At 62.4% G+C, this 26350-nt stretch carries 23 protein-coding genes and 7 pseudogenes; 19 read left to right on the top strand and 11 right to left on the bottom strand.

Going from position 1 to position 26350, the window contains the following annotated elements:
• Window positions 1-278: 278 nt before the first annotated feature.
• Genes NKI25_RS28935 through NKI25_RS28925 form a run of 3 tightly spaced genes read right to left on the bottom strand, consistent with a single transcriptional unit; the run spans window position 279 to window position 1511 of the window.
• The gene (locus NKI25_RS28935; RefSeq protein WP_156937377.1) at window positions 279-785 is read right to left on the bottom strand and encodes a hypothetical protein; all 507 of its coding nucleotides are present in this window, start codon (window positions 783-785) and stop codon (window positions 279-281) included.
• Window positions 739-1194 carry a helix-turn-helix domain-containing protein gene (locus NKI25_RS28930; protein WP_023678227.1) on the bottom strand — a complete coding sequence of 152 codons (456 nt, stop codon included), beginning with the start codon at window positions 1192-1194 and terminating at the stop codon, window positions 739-741. Before NKI25_RS28930 ends, NKI25_RS28935 begins: the two co-directional genes overlap by 47 nt.
• A 14-nt stretch (window positions 1195-1208) precedes the next feature.
• The gene (locus NKI25_RS28925) at window positions 1209-1511 is read right to left on the bottom strand and encodes a DUF4258 domain-containing protein (protein ID WP_352480494.1); all 303 of its coding nucleotides are present in this window, start codon (window positions 1509-1511) and stop codon (window positions 1209-1211) included.
• 120 nt (window positions 1512-1631) lie between these two features.
• On the opposite strand from NKI25_RS28925, the gene NKI25_RS28920 reads away from it, so the two are divergent.
• A complete protein-coding gene (locus NKI25_RS28920) occupies window positions 1632-1910 on the top strand; it encodes a DNA -binding domain-containing protein (RefSeq protein WP_352480493.1) in 279 nt (92 codons plus the stop codon).
• A gap of 32 nt (window positions 1911-1942) precedes the next feature.
• On the opposite strand, the gene NKI25_RS28915 is transcribed toward NKI25_RS28920, so the two are convergent.
• From NKI25_RS28915 to NKI25_RS28905, 3 genes and pseudogenes are all read right to left on the bottom strand, one after another.
• Window positions 1943-2548, bottom strand: coding sequence for a BRCT domain-containing protein (locus NKI25_RS28915; RefSeq protein WP_023678224.1), 606 nt, complete (start codon window positions 2546-2548; stop codon window positions 1943-1945).
• Between the two features lie 38 nt (window positions 2549-2586).
• On the bottom strand, window positions 2587-2877 hold the full coding sequence (locus tag NKI25_RS28910) for an excalibur calcium-binding domain-containing protein (RefSeq protein WP_352722514.1): 291 nt from the start codon (window positions 2875-2877) through the stop codon (window positions 2587-2589).
• Window positions 2878-2887: 10 nt separating this feature from the next.
• Window positions 2888-3211, bottom strand: a pseudogene (locus tag NKI25_RS28905) (thermonuclease family protein); the annotation flags it as partial.
• 430 nt (window positions 3212-3641) lie between these two features.
• Here NKI25_RS28905 and NKI25_RS28900 point away from each other — a divergent pair.
• Window positions 3642-3758: pseudogene (locus tag NKI25_RS28900) on the top strand (KTSC domain-containing protein); the annotation flags it as partial.
• Window positions 3741-4061 (top strand): annotated as a pseudogene (locus NKI25_RS28895) (hypothetical protein). The pseudogenes NKI25_RS28900 and NKI25_RS28895, both read left to right, overlap by 18 nt.
• A 117-nt stretch (window positions 4062-4178) precedes the next feature.
• Here NKI25_RS28895 and NKI25_RS28890 read toward each other — a convergent pair.
• Window positions 4179-4823 carry a deaminase gene (locus NKI25_RS28890; RefSeq protein WP_353000095.1) on the bottom strand — a complete coding sequence of 215 codons (645 nt, stop codon included), beginning with the start codon at window positions 4821-4823 and terminating at the stop codon, window positions 4179-4181.
• Window positions 4824-5849: 1026 nt separating this feature from the next.
• On the opposite strand from NKI25_RS28890, the gene tnpC reads away from it, so the two are divergent.
• Window positions 5850-7439, top strand: a complete 1590-nt coding sequence (gene tnpC, locus NKI25_RS28885; RefSeq protein ID WP_353000094.1) for an IS66 family transposase — start codon at window positions 5850-5852, stop codon at window positions 7437-7439.
• Here tnpC and NKI25_RS28880 read toward each other — a convergent pair.
• A pseudogene (locus NKI25_RS28880) lies at window positions 7420-7652 on the bottom strand (DUF6429 family protein). The gene tnpC and the pseudogene NKI25_RS28880 sit on opposite strands and share 20 nt — an antisense overlap.
• Before the next feature lie 55 nt (window positions 7653-7707).
• Between NKI25_RS28880 and NKI25_RS28875 the strand changes: the two are divergent.
• Window positions 7708-8073, top strand: a pseudogene (locus tag NKI25_RS28875) (ABC transporter permease subunit); the annotation flags it as partial.
• A gap of 124 nt (window positions 8074-8197) precedes the next feature.
• On the opposite strand, the gene NKI25_RS28870 reads toward NKI25_RS28875, so the two are convergent.
• The 3 genes from NKI25_RS28870 to NKI25_RS28860 all read right to left on the bottom strand — a co-directional run bounded on the left by NKI25_RS28870 (window position 8198) and on the right by NKI25_RS28860 (window position 11512).
• Window positions 8198-9415 carry an MFS transporter gene (locus tag NKI25_RS28870; protein ID WP_023678216.1) on the bottom strand — a complete coding sequence of 406 codons (1218 nt, stop codon included), beginning with the start codon at window positions 9413-9415 and terminating at the stop codon, window positions 8198-8200.
• Between the two features lie 57 nt (window positions 9416-9472).
• A complete protein-coding gene (gene rpoN, locus NKI25_RS28865; RefSeq protein ID WP_023678215.1) occupies window positions 9473-10909 on the bottom strand; it encodes an RNA polymerase factor sigma-54 in 1437 nt (478 codons plus the stop codon).
• Window positions 10910-10978: 69 nt separating this feature from the next.
• Window positions 10979-11512 (bottom strand): peroxiredoxin, encoded by a 534-nt coding sequence (locus NKI25_RS28860; RefSeq protein ID WP_023678214.1) that lies wholly within the window; start codon window positions 11510-11512, stop codon window positions 10979-10981.
• Window positions 11513-12244: 732 nt separating this feature from the next.
• On the opposite strand from NKI25_RS28860, the gene NKI25_RS28855 reads away from it, so the two are divergent.
• The 14 genes and pseudogenes from NKI25_RS28855 to NKI25_RS28790 all read left to right on the top strand — a co-directional run bounded on the left by NKI25_RS28855 (window position 12245) and on the right by NKI25_RS28790 (window position 26165).
• On the top strand, window positions 12245-12409 hold the full coding sequence (locus tag NKI25_RS28855; RefSeq protein WP_156937376.1) for a hypothetical protein: 165 nt from the start codon (window positions 12245-12247) through the stop codon (window positions 12407-12409).
• 431 nt (window positions 12410-12840) lie between these two features.
• A pseudogene (gene nifH / locus NKI25_RS28850) lies at window positions 12841-13034 on the top strand (nitrogenase reductase); the annotation flags it as partial.
• A 153-nt stretch (window positions 13035-13187) separates the two neighbouring features.
• Entirely contained in the window at window positions 13188-14390 is a 1203-nt protein-coding gene (locus NKI25_RS28845; protein WP_353000091.1) for a cytochrome P450, read from the top strand.
• A gap of 91 nt (window positions 14391-14481) precedes the next feature.
• Window positions 14482-15771: a cytochrome P450 gene (locus NKI25_RS28840; protein WP_353000089.1), complete on the top strand. Its 1290-nt coding sequence runs from the start codon at window positions 14482-14484 to the stop codon at window positions 15769-15771.
• A pseudogene (locus NKI25_RS28835) lies at window positions 15755-15898 on the top strand (ferredoxin); the annotation flags it as partial. The gene NKI25_RS28840 and the pseudogene NKI25_RS28835, both read left to right, overlap by 17 nt.
• A 168-nt stretch (window positions 15899-16066) precedes the next feature.
• The gene (locus NKI25_RS28830) at window positions 16067-16909 is read left to right on the top strand and encodes an SDR family oxidoreductase (RefSeq protein ID WP_352975564.1); all 843 of its coding nucleotides are present in this window, start codon (window positions 16067-16069) and stop codon (window positions 16907-16909) included.
• On the top strand, window positions 16909-18252 hold the full coding sequence (locus tag NKI25_RS28825) for a cytochrome P450 (RefSeq protein ID WP_353000087.1): 1344 nt from the start codon (window positions 16909-16911) through the stop codon (window positions 18250-18252). Before NKI25_RS28830 ends, NKI25_RS28825 begins: the two co-directional genes overlap by 1 nt.
• 148 nt (window positions 18253-18400) lie before the next feature.
• The gene (locus NKI25_RS28820; RefSeq protein ID WP_353000100.1) at window positions 18401-19399 is read left to right on the top strand and encodes a polyprenyl synthetase family protein; all 999 of its coding nucleotides are present in this window, start codon (window positions 18401-18403) and stop codon (window positions 19397-19399) included.
• A gap of 148 nt (window positions 19400-19547) precedes the next feature.
• Window positions 19548-21098, top strand: coding sequence for a hypothetical protein (locus tag NKI25_RS28815; protein WP_353000085.1), 1551 nt, complete (start codon window positions 19548-19550; stop codon window positions 21096-21098).
• A complete protein-coding gene (locus NKI25_RS28810) occupies window positions 21095-21997 on the top strand; it encodes a terpene synthase family protein (protein WP_353000083.1) in 903 nt (300 codons plus the stop codon). The genes NKI25_RS28815 and NKI25_RS28810 overlap by 4 nt, the downstream gene beginning before the upstream one ends.
• An 85-nt stretch (window positions 21998-22082) precedes the next feature.
• Window positions 22083-23132 carry a type 2 isopentenyl-diphosphate Delta-isomerase gene (gene fni / locus NKI25_RS28805; protein ID WP_353000081.1) on the top strand — a complete coding sequence of 350 codons (1050 nt, stop codon included), beginning with the start codon at window positions 22083-22085 and terminating at the stop codon, window positions 23130-23132.
• Window positions 23133-23552: 420 nt separating this feature from the next.
• Window positions 23553-23726, top strand: coding sequence for a hypothetical protein (locus NKI25_RS28800; RefSeq protein WP_352904651.1), 174 nt, complete (start codon window positions 23553-23555; stop codon window positions 23724-23726).
• A gap of 280 nt (window positions 23727-24006) precedes the next feature.
• Window positions 24007-25230, top strand: coding sequence for a RelA/SpoT domain-containing protein (locus NKI25_RS28795; RefSeq protein ID WP_353000080.1), 1224 nt, complete (start codon window positions 24007-24009; stop codon window positions 25228-25230).
• 59 nt (window positions 25231-25289) lie between these two features.
• Entirely contained in the window at window positions 25290-26165 is an 876-nt protein-coding gene (locus NKI25_RS28790; RefSeq protein WP_352904653.1) for a hypothetical protein, read from the top strand.
• The last annotated feature ends 185 nt before the right edge of the window (window positions 26166-26350 follow it).

Raw genomic sequence — 26350 nt, 5'->3', positions numbered from 1 at the left:
TGATCGTCCGCTCTATCGCCGCCGGACTATTCTCGACCTCGCCGACGAACCGGACCTCGCCGGTGCGGCCGCCCTCCGCGATCGCAACCGCGTGCTTCTTCTTGGCTACATCAAACGCGACAAATGCTTCGCTATACTCTCCCATGGCTCGCTCTCCGTGCGTGAGGATCGGCTCGGCCCATCCGAGCAACCCTCGTCTTTTAATCGCACGAAAGGGCGGGCCACCGTTCTCCGCCTCGGAACATGACGTCTAGTAACGCGTCGGGCGAATACGCGCTTTACGCACCACCGTCTCCTGCCGGCACGAAGCCAATGCGAAATGCCTTAGCTTTGATCTTCGGCAATTCGGTGAGAAGCAGGCTGGTTTGCGTATGGTGTTGGATGAGCGTAACAGACTGACCGCGTTCGTTGACGCCATGGAACTCTAAAATGTCCGGTGGCGAGCACGCAAATGACCGGAGATGAATTGGGCTATCTTGGCCACCAACAACGGTCACCCCGAGTTCGCTTTCCAGTCCCAAATTCTTCTCAAATTGCTCGATCGTGTCCGCAATTCGCTTGTGCATGAAGACTGCGGGATTGGCTTCTCGCCATCTCCTTTCCTCCAACTTTTTTAGGGCGGCGCCGGCATCTGGAATCTCCGCCGGAAGAAGCATTGTGCTGACTAACGGCAAAACTGGCCTCGGCATCGAATTCTCCGCGATAAGAAAAACCCCGGCGCAGAGGCCGGGGCAAAGACTACGCTGCGGCACAGCCTTGCGGCTGCCATCCGTGATCGGTTTCACAAAAGCGCCCTGTCGGTGCTTCGATCTGGTCGAGTTCTGCAAGCCGATCAATCATGCGACGAATGCGGCTGCTCTTGTTAGTATACTCGGAATAGAGGGCGCGCAGGAGCAAGTCGGCGGAGCCATTCATCGGCTTCGTCCGGGCCTTTTCCCACCGCCGCACAGCTTGCTCGTCGGCCCCGAGGATCCCGGCGAGGTTCTTTTGCGTAGTATCCATTTCTAGGCGCAGGAAACGAAGCTCTGCGCCATTTAGAGGCTTGGGGAGCGATATGACCCATTGACCGATCGCCCTGTGGAGGCCTTCGGTATCTTGAATCGAAACACCGACTCCGTAAGCCGTATCGTGCCTTGTGTATCCGTTCTCGAGCCAAACATTGTCGAGACCGCTTTCGGTATAGTGGTAAGCCATCTCTTCACCCGTTCCTAAAACACCGTGATCACGATCAGAGATTTTCCCCAATCAATTGCCACGACGCATTCCATTTCTTCTCCTGCAGCGTGCCGGTACATATTGACTTGCCAATGCCCCTTCGCATTCATCACTGGACCTTCGCAGATCGTACCCCGCTGCACGCAGAGTTCGACCTGCCTCCGAGAAATGCTCCGCTGTCGTCCGCGCTTGCGGGCGTGTGCAACGATCACAATATTGTTCGTGTCAGCCGCCAGCTGCCGAATCATCTTCAACGCAAGCGGCGCCGTAAGCGTCAGCGGTATAATCTCGGCCATGCGCCTATCAATATGATAGGTAGTGGCCTCTAGTCAATGCTCTCCTTTCGTTAAAGTTCCGTAACCTTAAAGGGCGAGTCGCTTTTTGCAGCTGGCATCAACTGGGTTAGAAAAGCGTCGATGCGCAAATGTCTGCTCGACTCTGACGTCGCCGATGAGGCTCCCACTTCTTCGGTTCTGACCGGATACGACGAAGAGCGTCTGCTTACCTACATTCGCCTGCTCGACGCCGCGGCCGAGGAGGCGGACTGGCGAGAGGTCGCCAGGATCGTCCTGCATATCGATCCTGAGAAGGAACCGGAGCGGGCATTCAGGGCTTGGGAGACGCATCTCGCCCGCGCCCGGTGGATGACGACGAACGGCTACCGATATCTGCTGGCGGGCGGTGCGCCGCACTGAAAACTTGGCCCGATCGTTTGGCAAAGGACACCTCAGAGAAAGCTGGCCCAGTGACTTTCGGCGACGATCGAGATTGGCAATCCTTGGTCGCGCCAGCCGGTAGCCTTGACGATTTTATCCCCAAATGAAGAATGCTTCCACGATTCGGTGGCATAGGCGCCTATAACCAAAACTTCTGTTTTCTGGCTCAGACCTCCCGCGAAGGCTCCGCGATCTGCGATGGCCTGTTCGCAATGCTTCCGCTGGCCAAAATTGAATGTGCCTGTGAAGCAGTACAACCGGCCGACGAAAGTCAAAGTCGGGGCCGGATCGCAGAGTGGCAGCGACGTCGGCTTTAGCACTTCTCCGAGTTCGAAATTACGATTCGAGAAGCTGTTTAGCGTATCCACAAGTTGCGCGTGTTCATCGGAATCGAGCACGCCGTCTTCAAGGATCTCATTGATGCGCCGGTACAAGGTTCGGATGATTGGTTGATTACTGATCTCCACATTCGCCGCCAACCATTTTTGAAGGAACTCGACCTCGGCCTTGTTGATGGTTCCATCTGCGGCCAGGCCACGGGCGAGCCCTATGAGTTCGTCGACCTGACGCGACGAGATACGGTCGCCGCCAACGCGATTGTAGAATTTCTCGTCCATTAATACGTCCCCCCGAGGGCCGCGGCCCATTGTCGTTCCTAACAGAGCGTCTCGCACGCCCTTCCGTCGCCATCGCGGTCCAGCTTGCCGCCCCACGGGCAATTGCCGAGATACCATTGCGCCTCGTCGCACGGGCTGATTTTCGAGCAAGTTCGCCGCGGCTGGCATGAGTAGCTTTGCGCCACTTGCCGGCCGCCGACGATGCCGAGCGGCTGGCTGATCGCCGGCTGCGCCTTTTCTGCGTGCTCTACCCGCCAAACCCACGGCGCCTCGAAATCGCGCCCAAAGACCGATTTTCGCCGCCTCCGCTCTCGCCTGCTGCGGTGCATATGCGCCCTGGCTGTAGCTAGGCCAATCAAGAGCCTGGCCGTTCTCCACCAGCCACGAGGCAACGCTTCTGCCGTCGGCCCGCGAGCAGTCGGCAACAAAGCGGCCGTAGCGGTCCCAAGCGACGAAAGTGCACCGGAGCGGCCTCGAGGCTGCCAGGAAGGCGTCAAGGGCGCCGGCGGACTTCGCACCGCACTGGTAGCGGAAGCCCTTGGCGTCATCGCACCGTTGCGCGGCCTCCGGGGCGTCGATTCCACTGAAACGGATACGCTGGCCGTGAATTTCGATCGTATCGCCGCCGATAACGTCGGCCGAGCGCTGGTTCGACCATAGCATCGGTAATGCCGATGGTATCTTTCCGGTCGAGCAGCGGAAGCAATCCCCGCTATTGGAGCGGGAGCCGGGCCGATCCATTTCGACACGGCTTTTTGGAAACCATCGGTGTGCTGCAGGAAGTACTGTGTCGCCAATGCGGCCACTGCCGCGATGGTAACATACACCAGCCGCATCGGCACGCCCGAGAGCGGTCGGGCACGATATCGCCTTACGCCAGGGCGCTTCCGCCACTGGCCAGACCGATTGTCATACCGAGATTTTTCCAAGTCCCCGCTCCCCTCGGGAACAATGCGTTCTTTGCTCCGGAGAGTCCAGTGGGCCTTCACGGTTGCGCGGGCAGGTGCGTGACAAGGGCGTTCGGCTTGGTGGTCATGAAGCCATAGACCTCGTAGTCCCTGGGACCTCCTGGACCTTGCGCATCCCCGCCGTCATGCCATCCACCTCGATACGCAAAACGGAATACGATCTGGATCGCAGAATCCTTTCGGTGTGGTTCGTCGCCAGCGGCAAACGATACGAATTTGAAGATGTGCCGCCGGAGACCTTTGCCGAGTTCCGAGGCCCGGTCGTTGCTGCCGGCCTCGCTGGGGGCGTCCTGCGCGCTCTGTCGCGCCACCGCTACAAGATACGCGCATGGTGGCGTCGCCGATCTGCGGCGCCCTGGCGGCTGCCCTATCTGACGCTGCCGGTAGTGAATTACTTCCGCGCCACAGGGTTGCCGATTCCGGCGACCGACGACGACACAACGACGCTCGCCGCGGCGTTCCTGATCGGGGTGTCGGCAATGTGGATCTCGGACATCCTGTTCGAATTCATCGTGCGGAAGTTCAGACCGGCGGCGGAGGAGTGAATCGGCAGCTGGGTCACTGGGCCGCAATATTTTCTGTATCTGCTGTCGTCTTGTCGATTTCATCCGATCCGGACTGCTCTGATTTGACCACTATACCTAGCTCCTCAGCCACTGCTATTAGGGAGGAGTATATAGCGGACTCTTCTCGTAAATGTACGACGGGCCTTTATCTTCGAGCAAAGGCATAGGCTCTCCTTTGTACCATTCAGCAACTTTCCCATCAGCAGAGCGTCTCGAACCTTTTTCAAATATTTCTCGATACCTGCGGGGCGAAATACCCACGGAATGCTCAAATAAAATGCGTCGTTCATTCTTTTCATCAAGGACAGCAGAGTCCTCGTGAAACTCCAGTGCCTTACTTTTTGGGTACGGTTCGATGAACACAACCCGCTTTAAACCTGATGCAATTATGTGCTTCGCGCAGTTGTGGCATGGAAAGGTTGTGACAAAGATGGTCGCGCCGCCTGTTGGCCGACCCAAGCGCGCCGCATCGCAGAGTGCCGTCATCTCGGCATGGGTCATTCTCCCGAATTCCGTGATATCGGAAATCGAGGCTGCCTTAATTCGCTTCCGGACGGCCGAGTCGGCATAAAGCGCTTCGGCTGTTGCGCCATCCTTCAAAACGGATGCCTCCTCCAAAGTTCGAAGGAAGTTGAAAATAATTCGGTTCTTTTCGGTTCGATTTACGTCGACCCCATCATCATAGTCCCTATGGGGATCATCGTCTTCGGTCCAATAGGTGCCGCCACCAAATTTCGGCACCTCGTTGCAGCCCCGTGCCTGGTGAACGACTGATCGCCCGCCGTGCCGAAAGGTGCGGCGGGCGGTTCCCGATCGCCGGGTTTTGTCGGCGCTCAGACCAGAGGCACGTCGCAGCGCGAGCGCAGTTTCTACCTAGTGGAAGTCAATCTTTTTTGACGACTGCGAGGTGTGTCTTTGGAGACTGATGAGCGCAGGCGTGTCGATCTTCGACGCTATGCGCCTAGCGAGTTCCCGCAATTCGAAAAAGCCGTCAATACTCATTAGGCTCAACGGTTGGCCTGACGAAGTGTCCCACCGCAAAGGTGCTTTGTCTTGCCTGTACGAAGATCCGTTCATCTCGCAAATGGCATCGTAAATCGCCTGTGCGATCGACATTTCGGCGAGGATACGCTCTGCATCTTTTTGGCTATTCACGAAAAGTTCCCCCAAATTCGCGCTCCCCTTAGCCGGTTTCATTAGAAGCCGCTAGATTACCCGGATGTGACACCTCGGATAAAATCGATTGATATGGCGGAGGGAGCACGCCGGGCTTTTTGTCTGGCCGTATGTACGCGATGAAAAATCGACGTTTTTGTTGCTGCAGCCCGGCGCCCGCCGGCTCGAGTTCATTCCGCCGATGGAGCCAAAGCTGGTCGCCAAGCCGCCCGGTGGCGAGTGACCTTGCCCCCAGTTTCTATCCAGTTTTGAGTTCGTTTCCGGCGTGGGTTGTGCCCTGCTGGGCGGGTGAAGCGGCGGGCGCTGGCGCGGAGCCTTTGGCATAGCGCAGCGCGAGCGACCGTCGCAGATTGAAGGTGGTGGCGAACTCGGCCGGTGTCTGCCAGGCGATTTGGGAATGCGGCCGCGCGGTGTTGTACAACACGACGACAGTACACCCACGGGACGGAGGTTCGCGAGCTTTTATATCCGTGGCATCCTTGGTGCGGTCAGCTCGTGCATGTCCATCAGGCGCTGGCCAAAGGTACGGATAGTTTCCGCTGCAGCCTTTCTGGTGCTTCTTCTGATCGGCTTCTTGAAGTCCCAGCATGGATGTTCGACCGCGGATATTGGCGCAGCCTGCCGGTTCCGCACGTCGATCTCGCGAGCCTGCATGCTTTGGCAAAGTTACTGGAAGACGCCGACGCCTCATCGCAATCTGCGGTAATGGGCGCAGCATTGGTCTCTCACGAAACGAGTCGGAGAGATGTCCATGCCTCGCCAGTCCATGACATACCAGTTCGATCTGTTTTCGGCTCGGCCGCGACAGAGGACGAGTTGGCGGCAGAGAAAGCGGCGGCGCAGACGCAGTCGGTCAAATCGTTCGAGCGCAAGCGGCCTTCGCGCAAGCCGTTCCCAGAGCACCTGCCGCGCGAGCGCGTCGTCATCGCCGCGCCCGAAAGCTGTCCCTGCTGCGGATCGGCGAAACTGTCGAAGCTGGGCGAGGACGTCACGGAGACGCTGGAAGTGATCCCGCGCCAGTGGAAGGTGATCCAGACGGTGCGCGAAAAGTTCTCGTGCCGGGAATGCGAGAAGATCACGCAGCCGCCGGCCCCCTTCCACGTAACCCCGCGGGGCTTCGCCGGCCCGAACCTTTTGGCGATGATCCTGTTCGAGAAGTTCGGTCAGCATCAGCCGCTGAACCGGCAGAGCGAACGATACGCCCGCGAAGGCATCGATCTGAGCGTGTCGACGCTGGCCGACCAGGTCGGCGCCTGCGCGTTGGTGCTGCAGCCGCTGCATGCGCTGATCGAGACCCATGTGCTTGCCGCCGAGCGGCTGCATGGCGACGACACCACGGTGCCCATCCTGGCCAAGGGCAAGACGGCCACCGGCCACATCTGGACTTATGTCCGTGACGACCGGCCGTTCGGCGGAACCTCGCCGCCGGCCGCGCTCTACTACGCTTCGCGCGATCGACGACAGGATCACCCCGAGCGCCATCTGCAAGACTTCACCGGTATCCTGCAGGCCGACGCCTATAGCGGGTACAACACGCTTTACGATCCGTCGCGGGCTCAGGGACCAGCACCGGCGCTGTGCTGGGCCCATACGCGAGGACAGTTCTTCGAGCTGGCCGACATTGCCGCCAATGCGCGGCGCGGAAAGAAGGCGCCGGCGATCTCACCCATTGCATTCGAGGCCGTCAAGCGCATCGACGCGCTGTTCGACATCGAGCGCGACATCAACGGCCTCACTGAGGAGCAACGGTTGGCGGTTCGCCAGGAAAGAAGTGCCCCACTGTTATTGAAGCTCGAAGAATGGCTGCGTGAGGAGCGCTCCCGCCTGTCGCGCTCGGCCTCTGTCGCCAAGCCGATCGACTATATGCTCCGGCGGTGGGACCGCTTTGCCCGCTTCATCGAGGACGGCCGGATTTGTCTTACGAACAACGCCGCCGAACGGGCGCTGCGCGGTTTTGCCCTGGGCCGCAAATCCTGGCTGTTTGCCGGCTCCGAACGCGGCGCTGCCCGGGCGGCGGCCATGGCGACGCTGATCATGACGGCGAAGCTCAACGACGTCGATCCGCAGGCCTGGCTGGCCGACGTCCTCACCCGCGTCGCCGATACGCCGCAGAACCGGCTTCATGAACTGCTTCCGTGGAATTGGCAGCCCCGCCAGATCCTTATGGCCTCGGCCGCGTGAACAGCGCGCGGAACAGTTCCTCCGACCGCTGAAGACCTTCGTCCGTCAGGACCAAGGACTTCGCCTTGTTCACAGGGTCTGCAATCAGCCCCTTCCGATGCAGCCGATCCGTCACTCCCAATCAAAGCTCTTCCAGGCGCATCGTTCATTGTGCAGCGTCAGCCAAAGCAGCGCCAAGACCGCATCATCGATCTTGTCCGTGTCGATCTCCATCCGCCCAGTCTAGCACAGATCACGCGTCTGCCGCGGCCCAGACCGGATGGTTACCGAAGGGGTGCGCGGCGTGCCGGTGCTCCGGCTGGTCTATCCCGAGCTGATCTACCGGCCATTCACTGCTGGTCTATGTCGCGTCCTGATGATTCCATCTCCCTGATTGGTGCTGTTTAGCACCCGCGTCGGCCTAGGGCTTCGCGCGGTCGACGATAATCCGGCCGCCGTTGACACCACTGGCATTTCGTGACCTGGCTGCGCTATCGTGCGGCATCTTCACCGGCGTTCTGACGGGCATGGCCGGCGCGTAGCTGTCGCTCGCCCAGAATGCCGGCTTGTCGTCAAGGATATGACCGCCAGCAACGCGCTGGCAGCGCTCATCGTCGCCAAGTGGAAACCGGTGCCAGCGAGGTTCGCGTGTCTGGCGGCGAAGGTCGCCATGGCCCGGAGGTGAAGCCGGCGAGGCGCTTGCGTTGACCATGCGTAATCATGCGGAGGATCGCGCCGCGCCGTGCATGCGATTGCATCTCTCGTCCCGCTGCGCTGCTCTAGGTTTCGCGCTTCGGGCCGAGCAGGAACACTGTCAGGGCAGCGAGGAACGTGGCAAGAGCACTGTAGGCAATGGCACTGGTAATCCCGGCATTGTCCACCAATAGTCCGCCGAAAATCGCGCCGCCTGCGATTGCCACTTGGAACGCTACGACCATCAGCACACCCGCGCTTTCGGCCTGCTCGGGAGCGGCGCGCCACACCATCCACGTCTGCAATCCCACCGGCACTGCGCCGAAGGCAAAGCCCCACGCGGCAACCGCAACCGCCGAGGCGGAGGCCGATGCTCCCGCCGTCAGCAGCGAAACAGCGGCTATCGCTATGAGCAGCGGTGCAAGGGCCGCGACTGCCTTGAGACTGTACTCGGCCAGCAGCCCGCCGGCCAAATTGCCGAAGAATCCGCCGATGCCAAAAGCAAGCAACACAAGCGAGATCGTCTCGACATCCAGCGCGGGAACCTTCTCGAGGAAGGCGCGGATATAGGTGAAGCCGGCGAAGTGGCCGGAAGCGACCAGCAGGACGACCAAAAGCGCGACCTTGATCATCGGAATCTTGGCCACATCCAGCAGGCTGCGGAAGCTAGCCACTCCAACCGGAGGCAGCTTCGGAATGGTTATGAGTTGCACCAGCAGTGTCGCGGCGCCGACGACTGCGGCGAGCATGAAGGCGCTTCGCCATCCCCAGATATCGCCGACATAAGCGCCGATTGGAGCTGCGCAAACGGTAGCGACGGAAACGCCGGTGAGGATGATCGATATGGCGCGCGGCAGGAGGTGGCTTGGAACGAGCCGCATGGCCACTGCTGCCGACATCGACCAGAAGCCTCCGAGCGCTATGCCGAGCACGACGCGTGCCGTCAGGAGTACCGCCAGCGACCACGCGCCGGCCGCCAGAACGTCCGACAGGATCAGCAGCAGCGTCATCGTCCACATGACGATCCTGCGGTCCAGGCGCTTTGTGATGATGGCCACAGTCGGCGCCGAGATCGCCCCGACGATAGCGGTCGCCGTCATCGCCTGTCCAGCCGCACCCTCGGTGACACCGAGATCATTCGCGAGGGGCGTGAGGAGGCTGACAGGCAGAAACTCTGCCGTTACCAGCCCGAAGGTGCCCAAGGAAAGCGAAATGACCGCACCCCATGCGGGACCAGACGGTTGGTCGGGCTTTTCTGGGTCGTGCAGAACAGCGTCCATGACGCCTGCCGCGGATCGGGTCATGAACGAAGTCTCCACTTTGGATGCACTGCAACATGAGGTTGGCTGCCTTGACCCACATTAAAGACACAAGCGCATTTCGCGGCGGCGTTGCACGGAGGAGGGGATGTTCATTGCTTCGCGATATTTTGTGACGGTGCGGCGCGCAACATCGATGCCGGTTTCCTTCAGCCGGACAGCGATGTCATCGTCGGAAAGCACGTCGCCGGGAGATTCTGCGGCAATTATCGCTTTGATCCGATGGCGGACAGCTTCGGCGGAGTGCGCATCGCCGCCTTGGCAGGACGCGATCGCGACGGTGAAAAAATACTTCAGTTCGAACACTCCGCGCGGGGTAAGCATGTACTTGTTCGAGGTCACCCGGCTTACCGTCGACTCGTGCACGCCGATCGCGTCAGCGACGGTTCTGAGATTGAGAGGCCGCAGGTGGGTGACGCCATGTTCCAAAAAGGCATCCTGCTGGCGCACGATTTCAGCCGCAACCTTAATAATCGTGTTGGCGCGCTGATCGAGGCTGCGGATTAGCCAGTTCGCGTTTTGCAAGCATTCGTTGAGAAATGCTTGATCTTTCGAATTTCGGACAGTTTGACGCGACACTTCGGCATAGTAGGTTTGGTTGATCAGCAGCTTGGGCAGTGTGGCCGGATCAAGTTCGATCTGCCACCCGCCTTCCGGCGAGGGCGTGACCCAGACGTCGGGTATGATTGATTCAGACGCACCGGATTGGAATCGGTTTCCAGGCTTGGGATCGAGCGCCCGAATCTCATGCATCATGTCGAGAAGGTCGTCTTCATCGACGCCGCAATGCTGCTTCAGTCCCTGAAAATCGCGTCGCGCAAGCATTTCAAGATTGGCAACCAAAGCTGCCATTGCCGGGTCGAACCGGTCTCGCTGGCGCAACTGGATTTCGAGGCATTCTCCGAGAGTTCGCGCAAAAATTCCCGGTGGATCAAAGTGCTGCAAGGTTCCGAGAACCCGTTCCACATCAGCCTCCCGGACATTCAGGCTCTCGGCCAGCTCCAAAAGGTTTGCCCGAAGATAGCCAGTGTCTTCCAGATCGGCGGCAAGCTGGCCAGCGATCAGCCGCTCCTGTGGTGTGAACGCAGTGAGGGCGATCTGACGAGCGACATGGTCGTGCAATGTCTCGGCGAGGCTGGCAAACTCGTCGAGGGAAGGGCCATTCCCCGGCGGGTTGTTGGTCGTGTTGCGAAGTGATTTCCATTGCCCGAGCCGTTCAGGCGACCCGGCCCCGGTCGGTCCGTCAACGGCGTTTGCGCGTGGGCCGACAGGCTGATCCGCTCCCGAAATCGAAATATCGCCAAAAGGCCCGCCATCGTTTGACGCAGATTCCAAGAGCGGGTTCTTCTCGATTTCCCGCTCCACGAACTGATGCAGTTCAGTTTGCGCCAGTTGCAGCAAGCGAATCGACTCAATGAGTTGAGGCGATGCGACCATCGATTGCTTCTGGCGCTGAAGCAGGCTTGCTGAGGATTGCATGGTGAGCGTGATAATCCTGTCGAGGAGCCTCTTGGGGCGGGCAATGGCACCAGTGAGACGTTTTCTAGGTCATGCGGCGGCTTTCAGCGTTTCGAGAACGTTTTGCGGTGATGAGACGCCATAGGGGTCGGCCTCGCAGTTGTCGGAGAAACCTTCCTCCTCAAACCACTGCTCCACCACGCCATTGTTGATCAGGGCGGCGTAGCGCCAGGAGCGCATCCCGAAGCCGAGATTGTCCTTGGCGACCAGCATGCCCATCTTGCGTGTGAACTCGCCTGAGCCATCGGGGATGAGCTCGACCTTATGCAGGCCCAAGGACTTCCCCCACGCATTCATGACGAAGGCATCGTTGACGGAGACGCAGTAAATCGCGTCAATTCCCTCCTTCTCAAACTCATCATAGAGCTCTTCGAAATTGGGCAGTTGGTAGGTCGAGCAGGTCGGAGTGAAGGCGCCAGGCAGCGAGAACAGGATGACGCGTTTGCCGGCAAAGTAGTCGTCAGATGTCTTTTCTTCCCAGCGATATGGATTTGGGCCCTGGACTGACTCATCGCGAACACGCGTGAGAAAGGTGACGAAGGGAACCTTCTTTTGAACGGTCATCAACTTGCTCCTCAGAAAAAAACTGGCGCGCCGGATTCTGGCAGAGGCTGGCGCAATACCGAGCAAAGGCTCGTATGCCGGGCATGAAATGAGGCACTCGCGGCTCGCACCCTCCTTTTTCCATCCCGATGAAGGGGAACGTCTTGGCTGCTGGTCTTCGTCACCCGAACGCCATCGATCTGAGCAAGTGGAGGCTGTCGAGCCGCTGGGGCAATCTTTCCACGGCTATGGCGCCGGAAGCGGCATCCATCGCTCGCGCTCGTGCCCGGGACAAAGTGATAGCGGGCCCGAAGCCAATATCGGACGCGTGTGGAGGCCTCAAATGTGACTTTCCGCAAGAGACCCGCGTTACTGAGCTGGTTCGGCGTATTGTCGAAGTTTGCCAGTGACCCGCCGACCTTGGCTTCGGTGGCTCTTTGATGGGGCTGTTGGGCACTCACATGCTGATCAGAACCGGTAGACGACAATTGCGCGAGCGCCATGTGTTGGCGTGCCGCCATCGGACCAGCCGTGCGCAAAGCGGCTGCCGAGGAGGGACCTCCGGAGGAGATGATGTACCGATGTTCAGCGGGAACAGGCACCGTCTCCTCAGGCCACGGTCTAGAGCTTCGCGTGTCGGGCATGGCGCAAGTCGCTTTCATCGTGTTTTGATGGGCTCTGACCAGGAGCAGCAAGCGGCGTGCCATTTCAAATAGAGATGCTTTTGGAGCGATCCTTTTTCTTGGGAGGACCGTGTCTTCAAGACCAGGCGCGCCCTATAACCGCCTCGTCAGCACGCTCGACAAGGGTGCTGTATGGTGCGGATATGCGGCGCTTCCGCACCGGCTGGACAAAGACGAACCGAAAGCCGAGCCGATGCCCTACCTCACACCGGCGGGCACTGCAGCGATTTCGTAGCGTCTGCCGCAAACGTGTTCTTGCGTGCGCAGGCTCGGCTTTCGCGAACATGCGCCTGTCGCAGCAACCATGAGCGCGCGCTTCGGCAAGCGCCTGACTCCGTGAGGATCGAATTCCCCAATCGTGTCTATTTGCCACCCTCTTATGTTCGAAACTGGACCAGAATGTCGCAAGCCCGACCGAAAGGTCGCCGAGGCGTACTATCCGACACTGTTCTGTCGCCTTTGTTGGCCCGCGACACCGGCCTATTTCGCCGAGCTCTTGTCTGGCCTCAGGCTAACCCGATGAAAAGCAATCACAATTTTTTTCTTCTGCTGGGCCGGCCAAATTGGCACGAGTTTTGAAGCTCCTTCGTTGCGGGCCGGGAGCCGCCGACCGACCTCATTTCGTGGATGGCACCGCGATCGATGGAACGAAGAAAGAAAAGCAAAATGTCAAATCCGCATCAGATAGCATTCTATGGGAAGGGGGCCTCGGCGAAACCGCCCCCTACCAAACAGGCTCGCCGCCCTTGTCGACCCTTGCGCAGGAAATCTTGATGGCCGGCTGCGACTCAAAGGCCCGCCACACTCGCCTTATCCTGAACTCGAAGGCGCAGGATAACGTTCTGCATCTCGCCGCGCGGTATGCCTAGGCAGTTACACGTTGGCCGACCTTGATAATCGAATCGGGCTACGCTGCGGAGGACGTCGTCTACATGCCTTCCTAAGCCATTCGCTGCCCGCAGCGCCTGCCGGTCACCTCCCGCCCTTCCATCGCTTAGAGATCAAGTGCCACCATGTCCGAACAACCCTTGCCGACGCTGCCGATGTGGCGCGTCGATCACCTCGAGCCCTCGCCCGAGATGTTGGCGCAACGCGCCAACGGTCCGATCCACCGCGTGCGCTTCCCGTCCGGGCACGAAGGCTGGTGGGTGACAGGCTACGATGAAGCCAAGGCGGTGCTGTCCGACGCGGCGTTCCGGCCCTCGGGAATGCCGCCGGCGACATTCACCCCGGATTCGGTGATTCTCGGATCGCCGGGGTGGTTGGTCTCGCACGAGGGGGGCGAGCATGCCCGGTTACGTGCGATCGTGGCGCCGGCCTTCAGCAACCGCAGGGTGAAGCTGCTCGCGCAGCAAGTCGAGGTGATCGCCGCGCAGTTGTTCGAGACACTGGCGGCCCAGCCCCAGCCCGCCGACCTGCGGCGCCACCTCTCCTTTCCACTTCCGGCCATGGTCATCAGCGCGCTGATGGGCGTGCTCTACGAGGATCACGCCTTTTTCGCCGGGCTGTCCGACGAGGTGATGACGCACCAGCATGAAAGCGGCCCGCGCAGCGCGTCGCGCTTGGCCTGGGAAGAACTGCGCGCCTACATTCGCGGCAAGATGCGGGACAAGCGCCAGGATCCTGGCGACAACCTGCTGACGGATCTGCTCGCGGCGGTCGACCAGGGCAAGGCGACCGAGGAAGAGGCGATCGGCCTGGCGACGGGCATGCTGGTGGCGGGGCACGAGAGCACCGTCGCGCAGATCGAATTCGGCCTTCTGGCCATGTTCCGCCATCCGCAACAGCGCGAACGCCTGGTCGGCGATCCATCCCTGGTGGACAAGGCGGTGGAGGAAATCCTGCGCATGTACCCGCCGGGCGCGGGCTGGGACGGCGTCATGCGCTATCCGAGGACCGACGTGACCATCGCGGGCGTGCATGTTCCCGCGGAGAGCAAGGTGCTGGTCGGCCTGCCGGCGACGTCGTTCGATCCGCGCCATTTCGACGACCCGGAAATCTTCGACATCGGACGTGACGAAAACCCGCACCTGGCGTTCTCCTACGGGCCGCACAACTGCATCGGCTTGGCGCTGGCCAGGCTGGAACTCAAGGCGGTGTTCGGTTCGATCTTCCAGCGCTTTCCCGCGCTGCGCCTGGCCGTGGCGCCCGAAGAACTGAAGTTGCGCAAGGAGATCATCACTGGCGGGTTTGAGGAGTTCCCGGTGCTCTGGTGATGCGCGGACGCCACCAGGAACGCGATGTTCTCCAAATTGCCGGCGCGCCTGCCGCGCGCCGATCAGATCAGCTAGCCAACAGGTGACCAAGATGGACGTGCAAGAAACCACGGCAGCATGCCGGGACGCCTTCGCAGAACTGGCGTCGCCAGCGTGCATCCACGACCCGTATCCGTTCATGCGGTGGTTGCGCGAGCACGATCCGGTGCATCGCGCGGCGTCGGGCCTCTTTCTGTTGAGCCGCCACGCCGACATCTACTGGGCGCTCAAGGCCACGGGCGATGCTTTTCGGGGACCGGCGCCGGGCGAACTGGCGCGCTATTTCCCGCGTGCGGCGACCAGCCTGTCACTCAATCTGCTGGCGTCCACGCTAGCGATGAAGGAACCACCGACGCATACGCGTCTGCGCCGGCTGATCTCGCGCGATTTCACCATGGGCCAGATCGACAACCTGAGGCCGACCATCGCTCGCATCGTCGCAGCGCGCCTGGACGGCATGGCGCCCGCGCTGGAGCGCGGGGAGGCGGTGGACCTGCATCGGGAATTCGCGCTGGCCTTGCCCATGCTGGTTTTCGGCGAACTGTTCGGCATGCCCCGGGACGACATTCTCGGGCTCGTCACCGGCATCAGCGCCATTCTGGAAGGCCTGAGCCCGCACGCCAGCGATCCCCAACTCGCTGCGGGGGACGAGGCCAGCGCCAGGGTGCAGGCCTACTTCGGCGACCTCATACAGCGCAAGCGCACCGATTCCCGCCACGACATCGTGTCAATGCTGGTCGGCGCACACGACGACGATGCCGAGATGCTGTCGGATGCGGAATTGATCAGCATGCTCTGGGGCATGCTGCTGGGCGGCTTCGCCACCACTGCCGCGGCCATCGGCCATGCGGTCCTGGCGATGCTGGCGCATCCCGAACAGCGGCACTGGCTGAAGGGAGATGCCGTGGGGGTGAAGGCATTCGTCGAAGAAGCCCTGCGCTACGACGCGCCCGCCATGTTCAGCTCCATTCCGCGTATCGCCCAGCGCGACATCGAACTGGGCGGCGTGGTGATCCCGAAGAACGCGGACGTGCGCGTGCTGATCGCGGCCGGCAATCGCGACCCGGACGCCTTCGCCGATCCCGACCGCTTCGATCCCGTGCGGTTCTACGGCACCAGTCCTGGCATGTCGATCGACGGGAAGATCATGCTGACCTTCGGCCACGGCATCCACTTCTGCCTTGGTGCGCAACTGGCCCGGGTGCAGTTGGCCGAAAGCCTGCCGCGGATCCAGGCGCGCTTCCCCACGCTGGCATTGGCCGAGCAGCCGACCCGGGAGCCCTCCGCGTTCCTTAGGACGTTCCGCGCGCTGACGGTGCGGCTGCATGGGCAGGAGGGCTGAGATGCGCGTCCTGGTCGATCAGGATCTGTGCGGAACTACCGGGCAGTGCGTGCTGACGCTGCCGGGCACCTTTCGCCAGCGCGAACCGGACGGCGTGGCCGAAGTGTGCGTGGCGGCGGTCCCGCAGGCGCTGCACGCCGCCGTGCGGCTTGCGGCCAACCAGTGCCCGGTCGCCGCCATTCGGGTCATCGAAAGCGACGCTGGCCATGACGAGCGCGCCAGCGCCGACCCTGCGCCTTCTCCGGCGGAGGCCGAGCGGCATGCCGCGAAAGACCAATGCAATTCAGGAGACACGATGGGACGGTTTGAAGGCAAGGTGGCCGTGGTGACCGGCGCCGGCGCCGGCATCGGCAAGGCATGCGCTCTCGCCATCGCGCGCGGGGGCGGCAGAGTGGTGGTGGCCGACATTGATGGCTCGGCGGCCATCGCCTGCACCGCGCAGATCGCGGCCGAAGCAGGCCACGCGCTGCCCATAGCCATGGATATCGCCGATGAGGAGGCGGTGGCAGCGCTGTTCGAGACGGCGGAGCGGCACTTCGGGGGGGTCGACCTGCTGGTGAACAATGCGAGCGCCATGCATCTGACCCCGCGCGACCGCGCGATCCTCGACCTGGACCTGGCGGTCTGGGATCAGACCATGGCGACCAATCTGCGCGGCACCCTGCTCTGCTGCCGGCAGGCCATCCCACGGATGATCGCCCGCGGCGGTGGCGCGATCGTCAACATGTCGTCGTGCCAGGGACTCAGCGGGGACACCGCGCAGACGTCCTACGCCGCGTCGAAGGCGGCGATGAACATGCTCTCGGCTTCGCTCGCCACCCAATACGGTCATGCGCAGATCCGCTGCAACGCCGTTGCGCCGGGTCTCGTCATGACCGAGCGTCTCCTCGCCAAGCTGGACGAGTGCATGCAACGGCATCTGCGCCGTCACCAGCTCCTGCAGCGCGTCGGCCGCCCCGAGGACGTGGCCGCGCTCGTGGCGTTCCTGCTCTCCGACGATGCTGCGTTCATCACCGGCCAGGTCGTGTGCATCGATGGCGGCATGCTGGCGCATGTGCCGACATACGCCGACGGTGGCAACAGCTGCGCCGCGCGCCCTGCCGGCGACACCGAATCGGCGGCGGCGGCGCGCTGCTGATGGACATGCTGCTCAACCCGCTCAACCGTCGGCACCGGCTGCGATGCGACATCCCGGTCATGCCTGGCGCTTTCCCCCTGGTCGGGCATCTTCCCGCCATTGTCTGCGACCTGCCGCGCCTGCTGCAGCGCGCAGAACGGACGCTGGGCAGCCACTTCTGGCTGGATTTCGGCCCTGCCGGACACCTGATGACCTGCGTGCATCCGGATGCGTTCGCACTGCTCCGGCACAAGGACGTGTCCTCGGCGCTGATCGAAGAGATCGCGCCCGAATTGCTTGGCGGAACGTTGGTTGCCCAGGACGGCGGCGCGCACCGGCAGGCGCGCGATGCGATTAAGGCGGCGTTCCTGCCCAAGGGGCTGACCCAGGCCGGCATCGGCGACCTGTTCGCGCCCGTCATCTGGGCGCGGGTGCAGGCGTGGCGCGAGCGCGGCGACATAACCATCCTGCGCGAAACCGGCGACCTGATGCTCAAGCTCATCTTCAGCCTCATGGGAATCCCCGCGCAGGACCTGCCGGGATGGCATGGCAAGTACCGGCAACTGCTGCAGTTGATCGTCGCGCCCCCGGTCGACCTGCCCGGACTGCCCTTGCGGCGCGGCCGCGCCGCCCGCGACTGGATCGACGCGCAGTTGCGCCAGTTCGTTCGCGACGCGCGCGCGCATGCCGCGCGCACCGGGTTGATCAACGACATGGTGAGCGCCTTCGACCGCAGCGACGATGCGCTCTCCGATGACGTCCTGGTCGCCAATATCCGCTTGCTGCTGCTTGCCGGTCACGACACCACTGCCTCGACGATGGCCTGGATGGTGATCGAGCTGGCGCGGCAGCCTGTGCTGTGGGACGCCTTGGTCGAGGAGGCGCAACGCGTGGGCGCGGTGCCGACCCGGCACGCGGACCTGGCGCAGTGTCCGGTCGCCGAGGCGCTGTTCCGCGAGACGCTGCGCCTGCATCCGGCGACCACGCTCCTGCCTCGTCGCGCGCTGCAGGAATTGCAACTCGGCCAACGGCGCATTCCCGCGGGCACCCATCTGTGCATCCCGCTGCTGCATTTCTCGACCTCGGCGCTGCTGCACGAAGCGCCTGATCAGTTCCGCCTGGCGCGGTGGCTGCAACGCACGGAGCCGATCCGGCCGGTGGACATGCTGCAGTTCGGTACCGGCCCACACGTCTGCATCGGCTACCACTTGGTATGGCTGGAAATGGTGCAGTTCTGCATCGCCTTGGCGCTGACCATGCACCAGGCCGGGGTGCGGCCGCGGTTGCTGAGCGGCGTCGACAAAGGCCGGCGCTATTACCCGACCGCACATCCGTCCATGACAATCCGCATCGGATTCTCATGATCTGGCATCGCATGCCCCGTGTGGCGGGCAGCGGCGCCGGCGACGCGCGACAATGTTGCACTCGGCGCGCGCGCTCGGTGCGACGCCGGCAACACCGCGGCGGCTCGGCGCTCGCCGTGGCCGTGTCAGGTACAAGGACATGAACAACATGCAGACCGGTTCCACGCTACACGACGACCGAACTGGTGTTTCCGCGCTCGGCGGATTGGGCGCGCAGGCGCGCGGCGCATCCGGCAGGCTGCTGCCGGAGATCTGGATGCAGGACGGCGCAAAGCGGGTCGAACAGGCGCTGGCGCGTCTTCTCTGCGCCGAAGACGACGGTGAGACCGAGCTGATGACGGCGATGCGCTACGCCACCTTGCATGGCGGGAAGCGCACCCGCGCCTTGCTCTGTCTGGCTGCCGGCGCACTGGCCGACACGCCGGCGCACATGCTCGACGACGTCGGCGCCGCCATCGAGATGATGCACGCCTGTACCCTAGTCCACGACGACCTGCCCGCGATGGACGACGACGTGCTTCGCCGCGGCCTTCCGACCGTGCACGTCAAGTTCGGCGAAGCCACTGCGATCCTGGTCGGCGATGCGCTGCAGGCGCACGCCTTCCTGACCCTGGCGAGCCTGGATGCGCCGGGCGACAACCGTATCGCGCTCGTGCGCGAACTGGCGCAGGCCGTGTCCGCCGAGGGTGCCGCAGGCGGGCAGGCCATGGATCTGTCGCTGGTCGGAAAGCACGCCGAGCTGGACAGGATCGTGGCGATGCACCGGATGAAGAGCGGAGCGCTAGTGCGCGCGTCCGTTCGCATGGGCGCGCTATGCTCCATCGCGGAGGATGCCGCGCACGCTGCGCTGTACTGTGCGCTCGATCGGTACACCGCCTGTTTCGGCCTGGCGTTGCAGGTGGTCGACGACATTCTCGACGCGACAGCGGATACCGCCACGCTGGGCAAGACCCCCGGCAAGGACGCGGCGGCGCAGAAGCCGACCTGCGCGTCGATCATGGGGCTGCAGGCAGCGCGCCAGTTCGCGCTGGATTTGTTGCGCGACGCCGGGGAAGCCATCGCCCCGTTGGGGCCGCGTGCGGAACGGTTGGCGCAGATACTGCAGCGGGCCAACGGGTATCTGTTCAAGCACGCGCCATGCGCATGAGCACGCCCGTCCACATGGAGTCGCCCCTGTGCCGCTGCGATCGGCCGGCGGCAGCGGTGCATGCTGCACTGTGTCCGAGTCCGCGGCGATGTGCGCGGCGTCTGCCGATCCTGGTTCTCGTCAACCGTCTGCAGAAGGAACATCCTGCGTGAACGCGCTGTCCGAACAGATCCTTTCCGAATTGCGCCACCTGCTGAGCGAGATGAGCGACGGCGGCAGCGTCGGTCCGTCCGTCTACGACACGGCGCGAGCTCTGCAGTTCCACGGCAGCGTCACCGGTCGGCAGGACGCATACGCGTGGCTCATCGCGCAGCAACAGGCCGATGGCGGATGGGGAAGCGCGGACTTCCCGCTGTTCCGCCATGCGCCCACGTGGGCGGCGTTGCTGGCATTGCAGCTTGCCGACCCTCTTCCCGGCGCTGCCGACGCAGTCCAGGCTGCAACCCGGTTCCTCGAGCGCCAGTCCGATCCCTACGCGCATGCGGTGCCGGAAGATGCGCCGATCGGCGCGGAGCTGATCCTGCCGCAGTTGTGCGGCGAGGCCGCATCCTTGCTGGGCGGCGTGGCGTTTCCGCGCCACCCGGCGCTCTTGCCGTTGCGGCAAGCGTGCCTGGTCAAGCTGGGGGCGGTGGCGACGTTGCCGAGCGGCCATCCGTTGCTGCACTCCTGGGAAGCCTGGGGGACGTCGCCGACCACCGTATGCCCGGATGACGACGGCAGCATCGGCATCAGTCCGGCGGCCACCGCCGCGTGGCGTGCGCACGCCGTGACACAGGGAAGCACGCCGCAGGTCGGGCGCGCCGACGCGTATCTGCAGGCGGCATCGCGGGCGACGCGCAGCGGCATCGAAGGTGTCTTTCCCAACGTCTGGCCGATCAATGTATTCGAGCCATGCTGGTCGCTGTACACCCTGCATCTGGCCGGTCTGTTCGCGCATCCCGCGCTCGCCGAGGCGGTGCAAGTGATCGTCGCGCAGCTCGACGCCCGCCTGGGCGCGCGCGGTCTGGGCCCGGCCTTGCACTTCGCGGCCGATGCGGACGATACCGCCGTTGCGATGTGCGTCCTGCGCCTTGCAGGCCGCGACCCGGCGGTCGATGCGTTGCGCCATTTCGAAATCGGCGAGCTGTTCGTCACCTTCCCCGGCGAGCGCAATGCCTCGGTGTCGACCAACATCCATGCCCTGCATGCGTTGCGAATGTTGGGAAAGCCCGCGGCCGGCACCAGCGCCTACGTCGAGGCCAATCGCAACCCGCACGGTCTATGGGACAACGAAAAATGGCACGTTTCGTGGCTGTATCCCACCGCGCATGCGGTCGCTGCGCTGGCGCAAGGCAAGCCCCAGTGGCGCGACGAGCGCGCGCTGGCGGCGCTGCTGCAGGCGCAGCGCGACGACGGCGGCTGGGGCGCCGGTCGCGAGTCCACATTCGAGGAAACCGCCTATGCGCTGTTCGCGTTGCACGTAATGGACGGGAGCGAAGAGCCGACAGGGCGCCAACGCATCGCGCAGGCGGTGGCGCTTGCCCTGGAGTGGATGCTCGCCCGCCACGCGGCGCACGCATTGCCGCAGACGCCGCTGTGGATCGGCAAGGAACTGTATTGCCCCACCCGGGTGGTGCGCGTGGCCGAGCTCGCCGGGTTGTGGCTGGCGCTTCGTTGCGCGGGGCGCGTTCTGGCCGAGGGAGCAGGAGCGGCGCCATGATCCAGACCGAACGCGCGCTACAGCAGGTGCTGGAGTGGGGGCGTTCCCTGACCGGGTTCGCCAACGAGCATGCCGTGGAAGCGGTCAGGGGCGGCCAGTACATCCTGCAGCGCATCCACCCGAGCCTGCGCGACACCAGCGCCCGCACCGGCCGCGATCCGCAGGACGAAACGCTGATCGTGGCGTTCTATCGCGAACTGGCGCTGCTGTTCTGGCTCGACGATTGCAACGACCTTGGCCTGATCGCGCCGGAGCAGCTCGCCGCGGTGGAGCAGGCGCTGGGGCAGGGCGTGCGGTGCGCGCTCCCCGGATTCGAGGGCTGCGCTGTCCTGCGCGCTTCGCTGGCCGCGCTCGCCTACGATCGTCGCGACTATGCTCAGCTTCTCGACGACACCCGGTGCTACTGCGCGGCGCTGCGCGCCGGACACGCGCAGGCGGCAGGAGCGGAACGCTGGTCCTACGCCGAGTACTTGCACAACGGCATCGATTCGATCGCCTACACGAACGTGTTCTGTTGCCTGTCGTTGCTGTGGGGGCTGGACATGGCGACCTTGCGCGCGCGTCCGGCGTTCCGCCAGGTTCTGGGGCTCATCTCCGCGATAGGGCGCCTGCAGAACGATCTGCATGGACGCGAAAAGGACAGGTCGGCCGGCGAGGCCGACAACGCGGCGATCCTGCTGCTGCAGCGCTATCCGGCTATGCCTGTGGTGGAGTTCCTCAACGACGAGCTGGCCGGCCATACGCGCATGCTGCACCAGGTGATGGCGAAAGAACGCTTTCCCGCGCCGTGGGAACCGTTGATCGAAGCCATGGCGGCCATCCGCGCGCAGTACTACCAGACCTCAACCAGCCGCTACCGCAGCGACGCTGCGGGGGAGGGCCAGCGTGCGCCGGCCTGAGCGCGCGGGAGGCGGCGGCGTGCGCGCGCTGCCCTTGGTCCGATCCGACGCAACGCCGTCGCCCGATGCGACGGATGGATCGAGCATGAGCGACACCGCCCTGAGCCGGCGCAAGGACGACCATCTGGAAATCGTGCTGGATCGGCGAACGGCGTCGGCCACGGTCGCCGCCGGCTGGGAGTACATCCGTTTCGAACACTGCGCATTGCCCGAGTTGGACCTTACGCAGATCGACCTGCGCGCCTCGCTGCTGGGCAAGACCATGCGCGCGCCGCTGCTGATCAGCTCCATGACCGGCGGCATGCCACGCGCCGAGGCCATCAACCGGCATCTGAGCGAGGCAGCGCAAGCCTTGGGGATCGCCATGTGCGTCGGTTCGCAGCGCGTGAGCCTGCAATCCCGCAACTCCCAGGGGCTGACGCGCGCGCTGCGCCGCCTGGCCCCAGACATTCCCTTGCTGGCCAATATCGGCGCCGCGCAACTGCGCGAGGCCGTCGGCCTGGACCTGGCGCGCCGGGCGGTGGATGCGCTGGAGGCCGATGGACTCATCGTCCATCTCAATCCGCTGCAGGAAGCGGTACAGCCGGAGGGCGACCGCGACTGGCGCAGCGTCCTGGCGCAGATCGCTCGCGCCGCGCGCAGTGTGGGCGTGCCGATCGTGGCCAAGGAAGTGGGGTCGGGCCTGTCTGCCTCGGTGACCTGTGCGCTCGTCGAGGCGGGCGTGGCGGTGATCGATGTCGCCGGCGCCGGCGGCACCAGTTGGGCCGCGGTGGAGGGCGAGCGCGCCCGCGATGCCGCCGACCGTGCAGTGGCGATGGCGTTCGCCGATTGGGGGACTCCGACCCCGGCCTGCGTGCAGGCGGTACGTCGGGCGCTGCCAACGGTGAAGCTGATCGCGTCGGGCGGGATCCGCGACGGCGTCGACGTGGCCAAGGCCATCCGCCTGGGCGCGGACATCGCCGGGCAGGCGGCCGGCGTGCTGCGCGCGGCGACGGTGTCCACCGAGGCGGTTGTCGCGCATTTCGAAATCGTCATCCGCCAGTTGGCCGTCGCCTGCTTCTGCACCGGCTCGGCTGATCTGGCGGCGTTGCGTCAGGCGCGCTTGTTGCCCTCGGCGCATCTGCCCGCTGGTTGATGCCGGCGTCGCCCGTACGTGACGGCGGGCGCCTAGTCTTACTGAGTCAGAAAGTCGCGGATGCGGGGGGATTTGCGCTGGTCGCGGATTTGTTAGGGAGCTGCTTCGTGATCAGGGAAGCGCCCCGCCATGCCCGACTGGACTCCCGAGAGTGAAGCCGCATTTCGACGCCTATGTCGATGCTTTGATTGGGGTGATCGGTCACGCCGACCCAGCTGAGCCCCTGAAGGGGTCGGAACAAGGTGCGCCGGGAGGCCGGCAAGGAGTAGATGGTGCAAATCCATTGCAATGAAGGAGTAGCGATCCACATTGGCCCCCAAGTCATGCGCGGTCGGCCGTGAGGAGACCGGTAACTTCTCTGGGGTCAAACACGGGTTGTTAGGCTCGAGCAGTCCATCAGCATCGTTTTGAGACAAAGCGATGGCGGCGGAATGGACGGTTACGATCGAGGGCCGGAACGAATTTGGCGACACATGCCGGAAGGAGGTCCGAATAGACAAGAGCTGGGAGAGCCTGTTCCACGGCGACATCGGCTTGTCGATCAGCGATAGCAAGAAGATCATGGCAGCGCTGCAGAACGCGGTCGTGACATGAGGCGAAGACGTATGCCCTTCTTCACCGGGTTTGCGGATTGCCATACGTTCTGATCGTCAAGGACTACACGACACGCCGGATCCGAACCGTCTTCGGCACCGTTGAGGTTGGCACTCCCCGATGGATGCTGTGCCGGAAATGCCATCCAGGGATGGTCGGTGCCTTCGCGCCGCTGAAGGAAATTTGTCCCGATCGAGCGACACCGGAGCTGATGGAACTGACGGCGCGGCTAGGAAGCATGTCAGCATATTGTACTTCGCGTACCCAAGGGGTATGAATCATGCTGAATGATTCCATTGCGGCGGGCTCGCCGCTCTATCCCGAGCTGTTCGACGCGGATTACTTCGGCTTAATGAGCGACTACCCCAAGTTCGACTATCTCCGGAAACAGATCGTTCGCGTTGGCGAAGAATTGTCCGGGAAGATGGTCGTTGCCGGTGACAATTCGAATCTTGACCATTACCGGGAAGTCTTCCGAATTGCCTACAATTGGCGAAATTCGCACATCTATCCGATGCGGCGCATCCATCATGAGTTGATGGCAAACGTTCGCCAGCGCGGCGTGAAGCTACAAGGATTCACATCGGCTCGGCTGAAACGCATGCAGTCGATCCGGGAGAAGCTCGGAGAAAGCTCAACCAAGTTCGATCAGATGCAGGACTTGGGCGGTTGCCGCGCCATCATGGATTCGGTCGATGAATACCGGCAACTGATTGCCAAGTACCGCGAAGGCGGGACCGGGCATCGAATCCGCAATGACACTGACTATTTTGAGAAACCGAGAGCCTCCGGCTATCGCGGGCACCATTTCGTTTTGGAGTTTCAGCCCGAGGCGAACGAGTATCAGCACAAGGACCGGCGTATTGAGGTCCAACTGAGAACCGGCCTACAGCACGCATGGGCGACTGCCGTTGAAGCCGTGGGCATCATGCGGCGGGAAAACATGAAGCGCGGGATCGGCGATCCTGATTGGCTTCGGCTTTTCGCCCTGATGTCCACCGACTTTGCCATCGAGGAAGACGGCGCACATGTGCCTGGTACTCCCGAAGGCAAGCGGGAGCGTCACCAAGAGCTTCGCCATTTGAACGACAAGCTCAATGCGGTCGTCTTTCTGGAAAACATCAATCAGGCGTTTGACTATGCGCCCGTGTATCGAGGAAGCGCGAAATTTTATCTGGTCCAGATCGACCGGGATAAGAAGGAAGTCCACGTCACCGGCTACAACCAGCCAATCAATGCCACTGAAGGGTTCAGTGCATCAGAAACCGGTAACGGTGTGATCTCGGTTTTGGCTGAGGTTAACAAGATCGAAGACCTCATGAAGGCGTTTCCCAACTACTTCATGGACGTGCAGATGTTCACCGACCATCTGAAAACCATCGTTTTCCCCGACAGGGCGCATAAGGTGGCAAAGTCGGCAGCAGAGAGCGTAAGGGCGACCAAGAAAAAGTCGTCGAACTTTCTCGATTTGTCTTGGCTGAAGTCGTACAGGCCGCAGCGTTAGCTACTTGGCAAATCCAGAAAAGTAGACATTAATATCGAATCAATCTTGGGGAGATTGGCTTGACAATAGCAGCTTGCTACGTGTCGCCTGAAGGCGTGGTCTTCGGCGCTGACAGTACGTCCACTTACGCATCTAGTGAAGGCAATCACTATCTCAATCACGGACAGAAAATTTTTGAAGTCGGTGAAAATTCTACGCTTGGCATGGTGACGTGGGGTCTAGGCGGGCTTGGCTACATTAGCTATCGGCGCCTAATCGCGGACCTTTCGGATCAGTTGATCGCGCATGTACCCGCCTCGGTTCTTGATGCTGCCTCACAGTGGGCGACATTGTTTTGGCCGCATTATGCACAAGGTCCGTTCGCGAACGACATAGCGCGTTGTCAAGCGCTTAGTCAGCTAGCCGCCTATGATCCGAACTCGCCTAACGCACCTGGATCCAGAACGGAAACCGAAGAGAATGAGTTTGTCGCTCTTTCCCAAGCATTGGTCGTAGGCTTTTGCATCGGCGGCCATACGCTACCTGATCGTACACCCGCGGCGTATGAGATAATTTTTGGTCCCCTTCTTCAGGCTCAGCCGGTGCCTGTAGCGATTCCGCCCAATAACCAGAAGTTTTGGGGTGCCCCAAATATGTTTTGCAGGCTGCTTTTTGGCGCTGACCCTGGCCTTTCAGCCGCAATCTTGAAGACGGGTCACTGGGGCGCCACGCCGAAAGATTTGAACGATGTATTTGCGGATTTTCGGCTCGATCACCCTATCTTGCCCTTGCGAGACGCAATCGACTTCACTTACTGGTGTATTTATAGCACGATAAAAGCCTTTAAATTCTCAAGCCTGTCGCAGATTTGTGGTGGCGCGGTGGAGTTGGCAGTTATCTCGGCGGATAGGAGATTCCGCTGGGTAAAGCACAAAGAGCTAGATGCGGCGATCTAGGAGGACCGAATATGAACAAGCAAAGGCTGTCGGAGTTTCGCCCGAAGGATCAAGAAACAGGGGTGCTCGTATCGGCATCGTCGGGCGAGCGCTCGGTTCAAGCCAACCCCGACCCCAACAAGGTACGACGGTTCCTTGGGGATCAGAGCAAGGGCGTTGAACTAAAATCGTCTTCCGACGCAGTA

Source organism: Mesorhizobium sp. M0808, assembly GCF_040320025.1.
In the GTDB taxonomy this organism is placed as follows: Bacteria; Pseudomonadota; Alphaproteobacteria; order Rhizobiales; family Rhizobiaceae; genus Mesorhizobium.
This window is presented reverse-complemented; position numbering and strand designations above follow the sequence as displayed.

Bases quoted from the DNA above. Each gene is read 5' to 3' on its own strand.
- NKI25_RS28930 (WP_023678227.1), bottom strand. From the start codon at position 1,194: ATGGCTTACCACTATACCGAAAGCGGTCTCGACAATGTTTGGCTCGAG.
- NKI25_RS28925 (WP_352480494.1), bottom strand. From the start codon at position 1,511: ATGGCCGAGATTATACCGCTGACGCTTACGGCGCCGCTTGCGTTGAAG.
- NKI25_RS28920 (WP_352480493.1), top strand. From the start codon at position 1,632: ATGCGCAAATGTCTGCTCGACTCTGACGTCGCCGATGAGGCTCCCACT.
- NKI25_RS28915 (WP_023678224.1), bottom strand. From the start codon at position 2,548: ATGGACGAGAAATTCTACAATCGCGTTGGCGGCGACCGTATCTCGTCG.
- NKI25_RS28910 (WP_352722514.1), bottom strand. From the start codon at position 2,877: ATGCACCGCAGCAGGCGAGAGCGGAGGCGGCGAAAATCGGTCTTTGGG.
- tnpC (WP_353000094.1), top strand. From the start codon at position 5,850: ATGTTCGACCGCGGATATTGGCGCAGCCTGCCGGTTCCGCACGTCGAT.
- NKI25_RS28870 (WP_023678216.1), bottom strand. From the start codon at position 9,415: ATGACCCGATCCGCGGCAGGCGTCATGGACGCTGTTCTGCACGACCCA.
- rpoN (WP_023678215.1), bottom strand. From the start codon at position 10,909: ATGCAATCCTCAGCAAGCCTGCTTCAGCGCCAGAAGCAATCGATGGTC.
- NKI25_RS28860 (WP_023678214.1), bottom strand. From the start codon at position 11,512: ATGACCGTTCAAAAGAAGGTTCCCTTCGTCACCTTTCTCACGCGTGTT.
- NKI25_RS28845 (WP_353000091.1), top strand. From the start codon at position 13,188: ATGTCCGAACAACCCTTGCCGACGCTGCCGATGTGGCGCGTCGATCAC.
- NKI25_RS28840 (WP_353000089.1), top strand. From the start codon at position 14,482: ATGGACGTGCAAGAAACCACGGCAGCATGCCGGGACGCCTTCGCAGAA.
- NKI25_RS28830 (WP_352975564.1), top strand. From the start codon at position 16,067: ATGGGACGGTTTGAAGGCAAGGTGGCCGTGGTGACCGGCGCCGGCGCC.
- NKI25_RS28825 (WP_353000087.1), top strand. From the start codon at position 16,909: ATGGACATGCTGCTCAACCCGCTCAACCGTCGGCACCGGCTGCGATGC.
- NKI25_RS28820 (WP_353000100.1), top strand. From the start codon at position 18,401: ATGCAGACCGGTTCCACGCTACACGACGACCGAACTGGTGTTTCCGCG.
- NKI25_RS28810 (WP_353000083.1), top strand. From the start codon at position 21,095: ATGATCCAGACCGAACGCGCGCTACAGCAGGTGCTGGAGTGGGGGCGT.
- fni (WP_353000081.1), top strand. From the start codon at position 22,083: ATGAGCGACACCGCCCTGAGCCGGCGCAAGGACGACCATCTGGAAATC.
- NKI25_RS28800 (WP_352904651.1), top strand. From the start codon at position 23,553: ATGGCGGCGGAATGGACGGTTACGATCGAGGGCCGGAACGAATTTGGC.
- NKI25_RS28795 (WP_353000080.1), top strand. From the start codon at position 24,007: ATGCTGAATGATTCCATTGCGGCGGGCTCGCCGCTCTATCCCGAGCTG.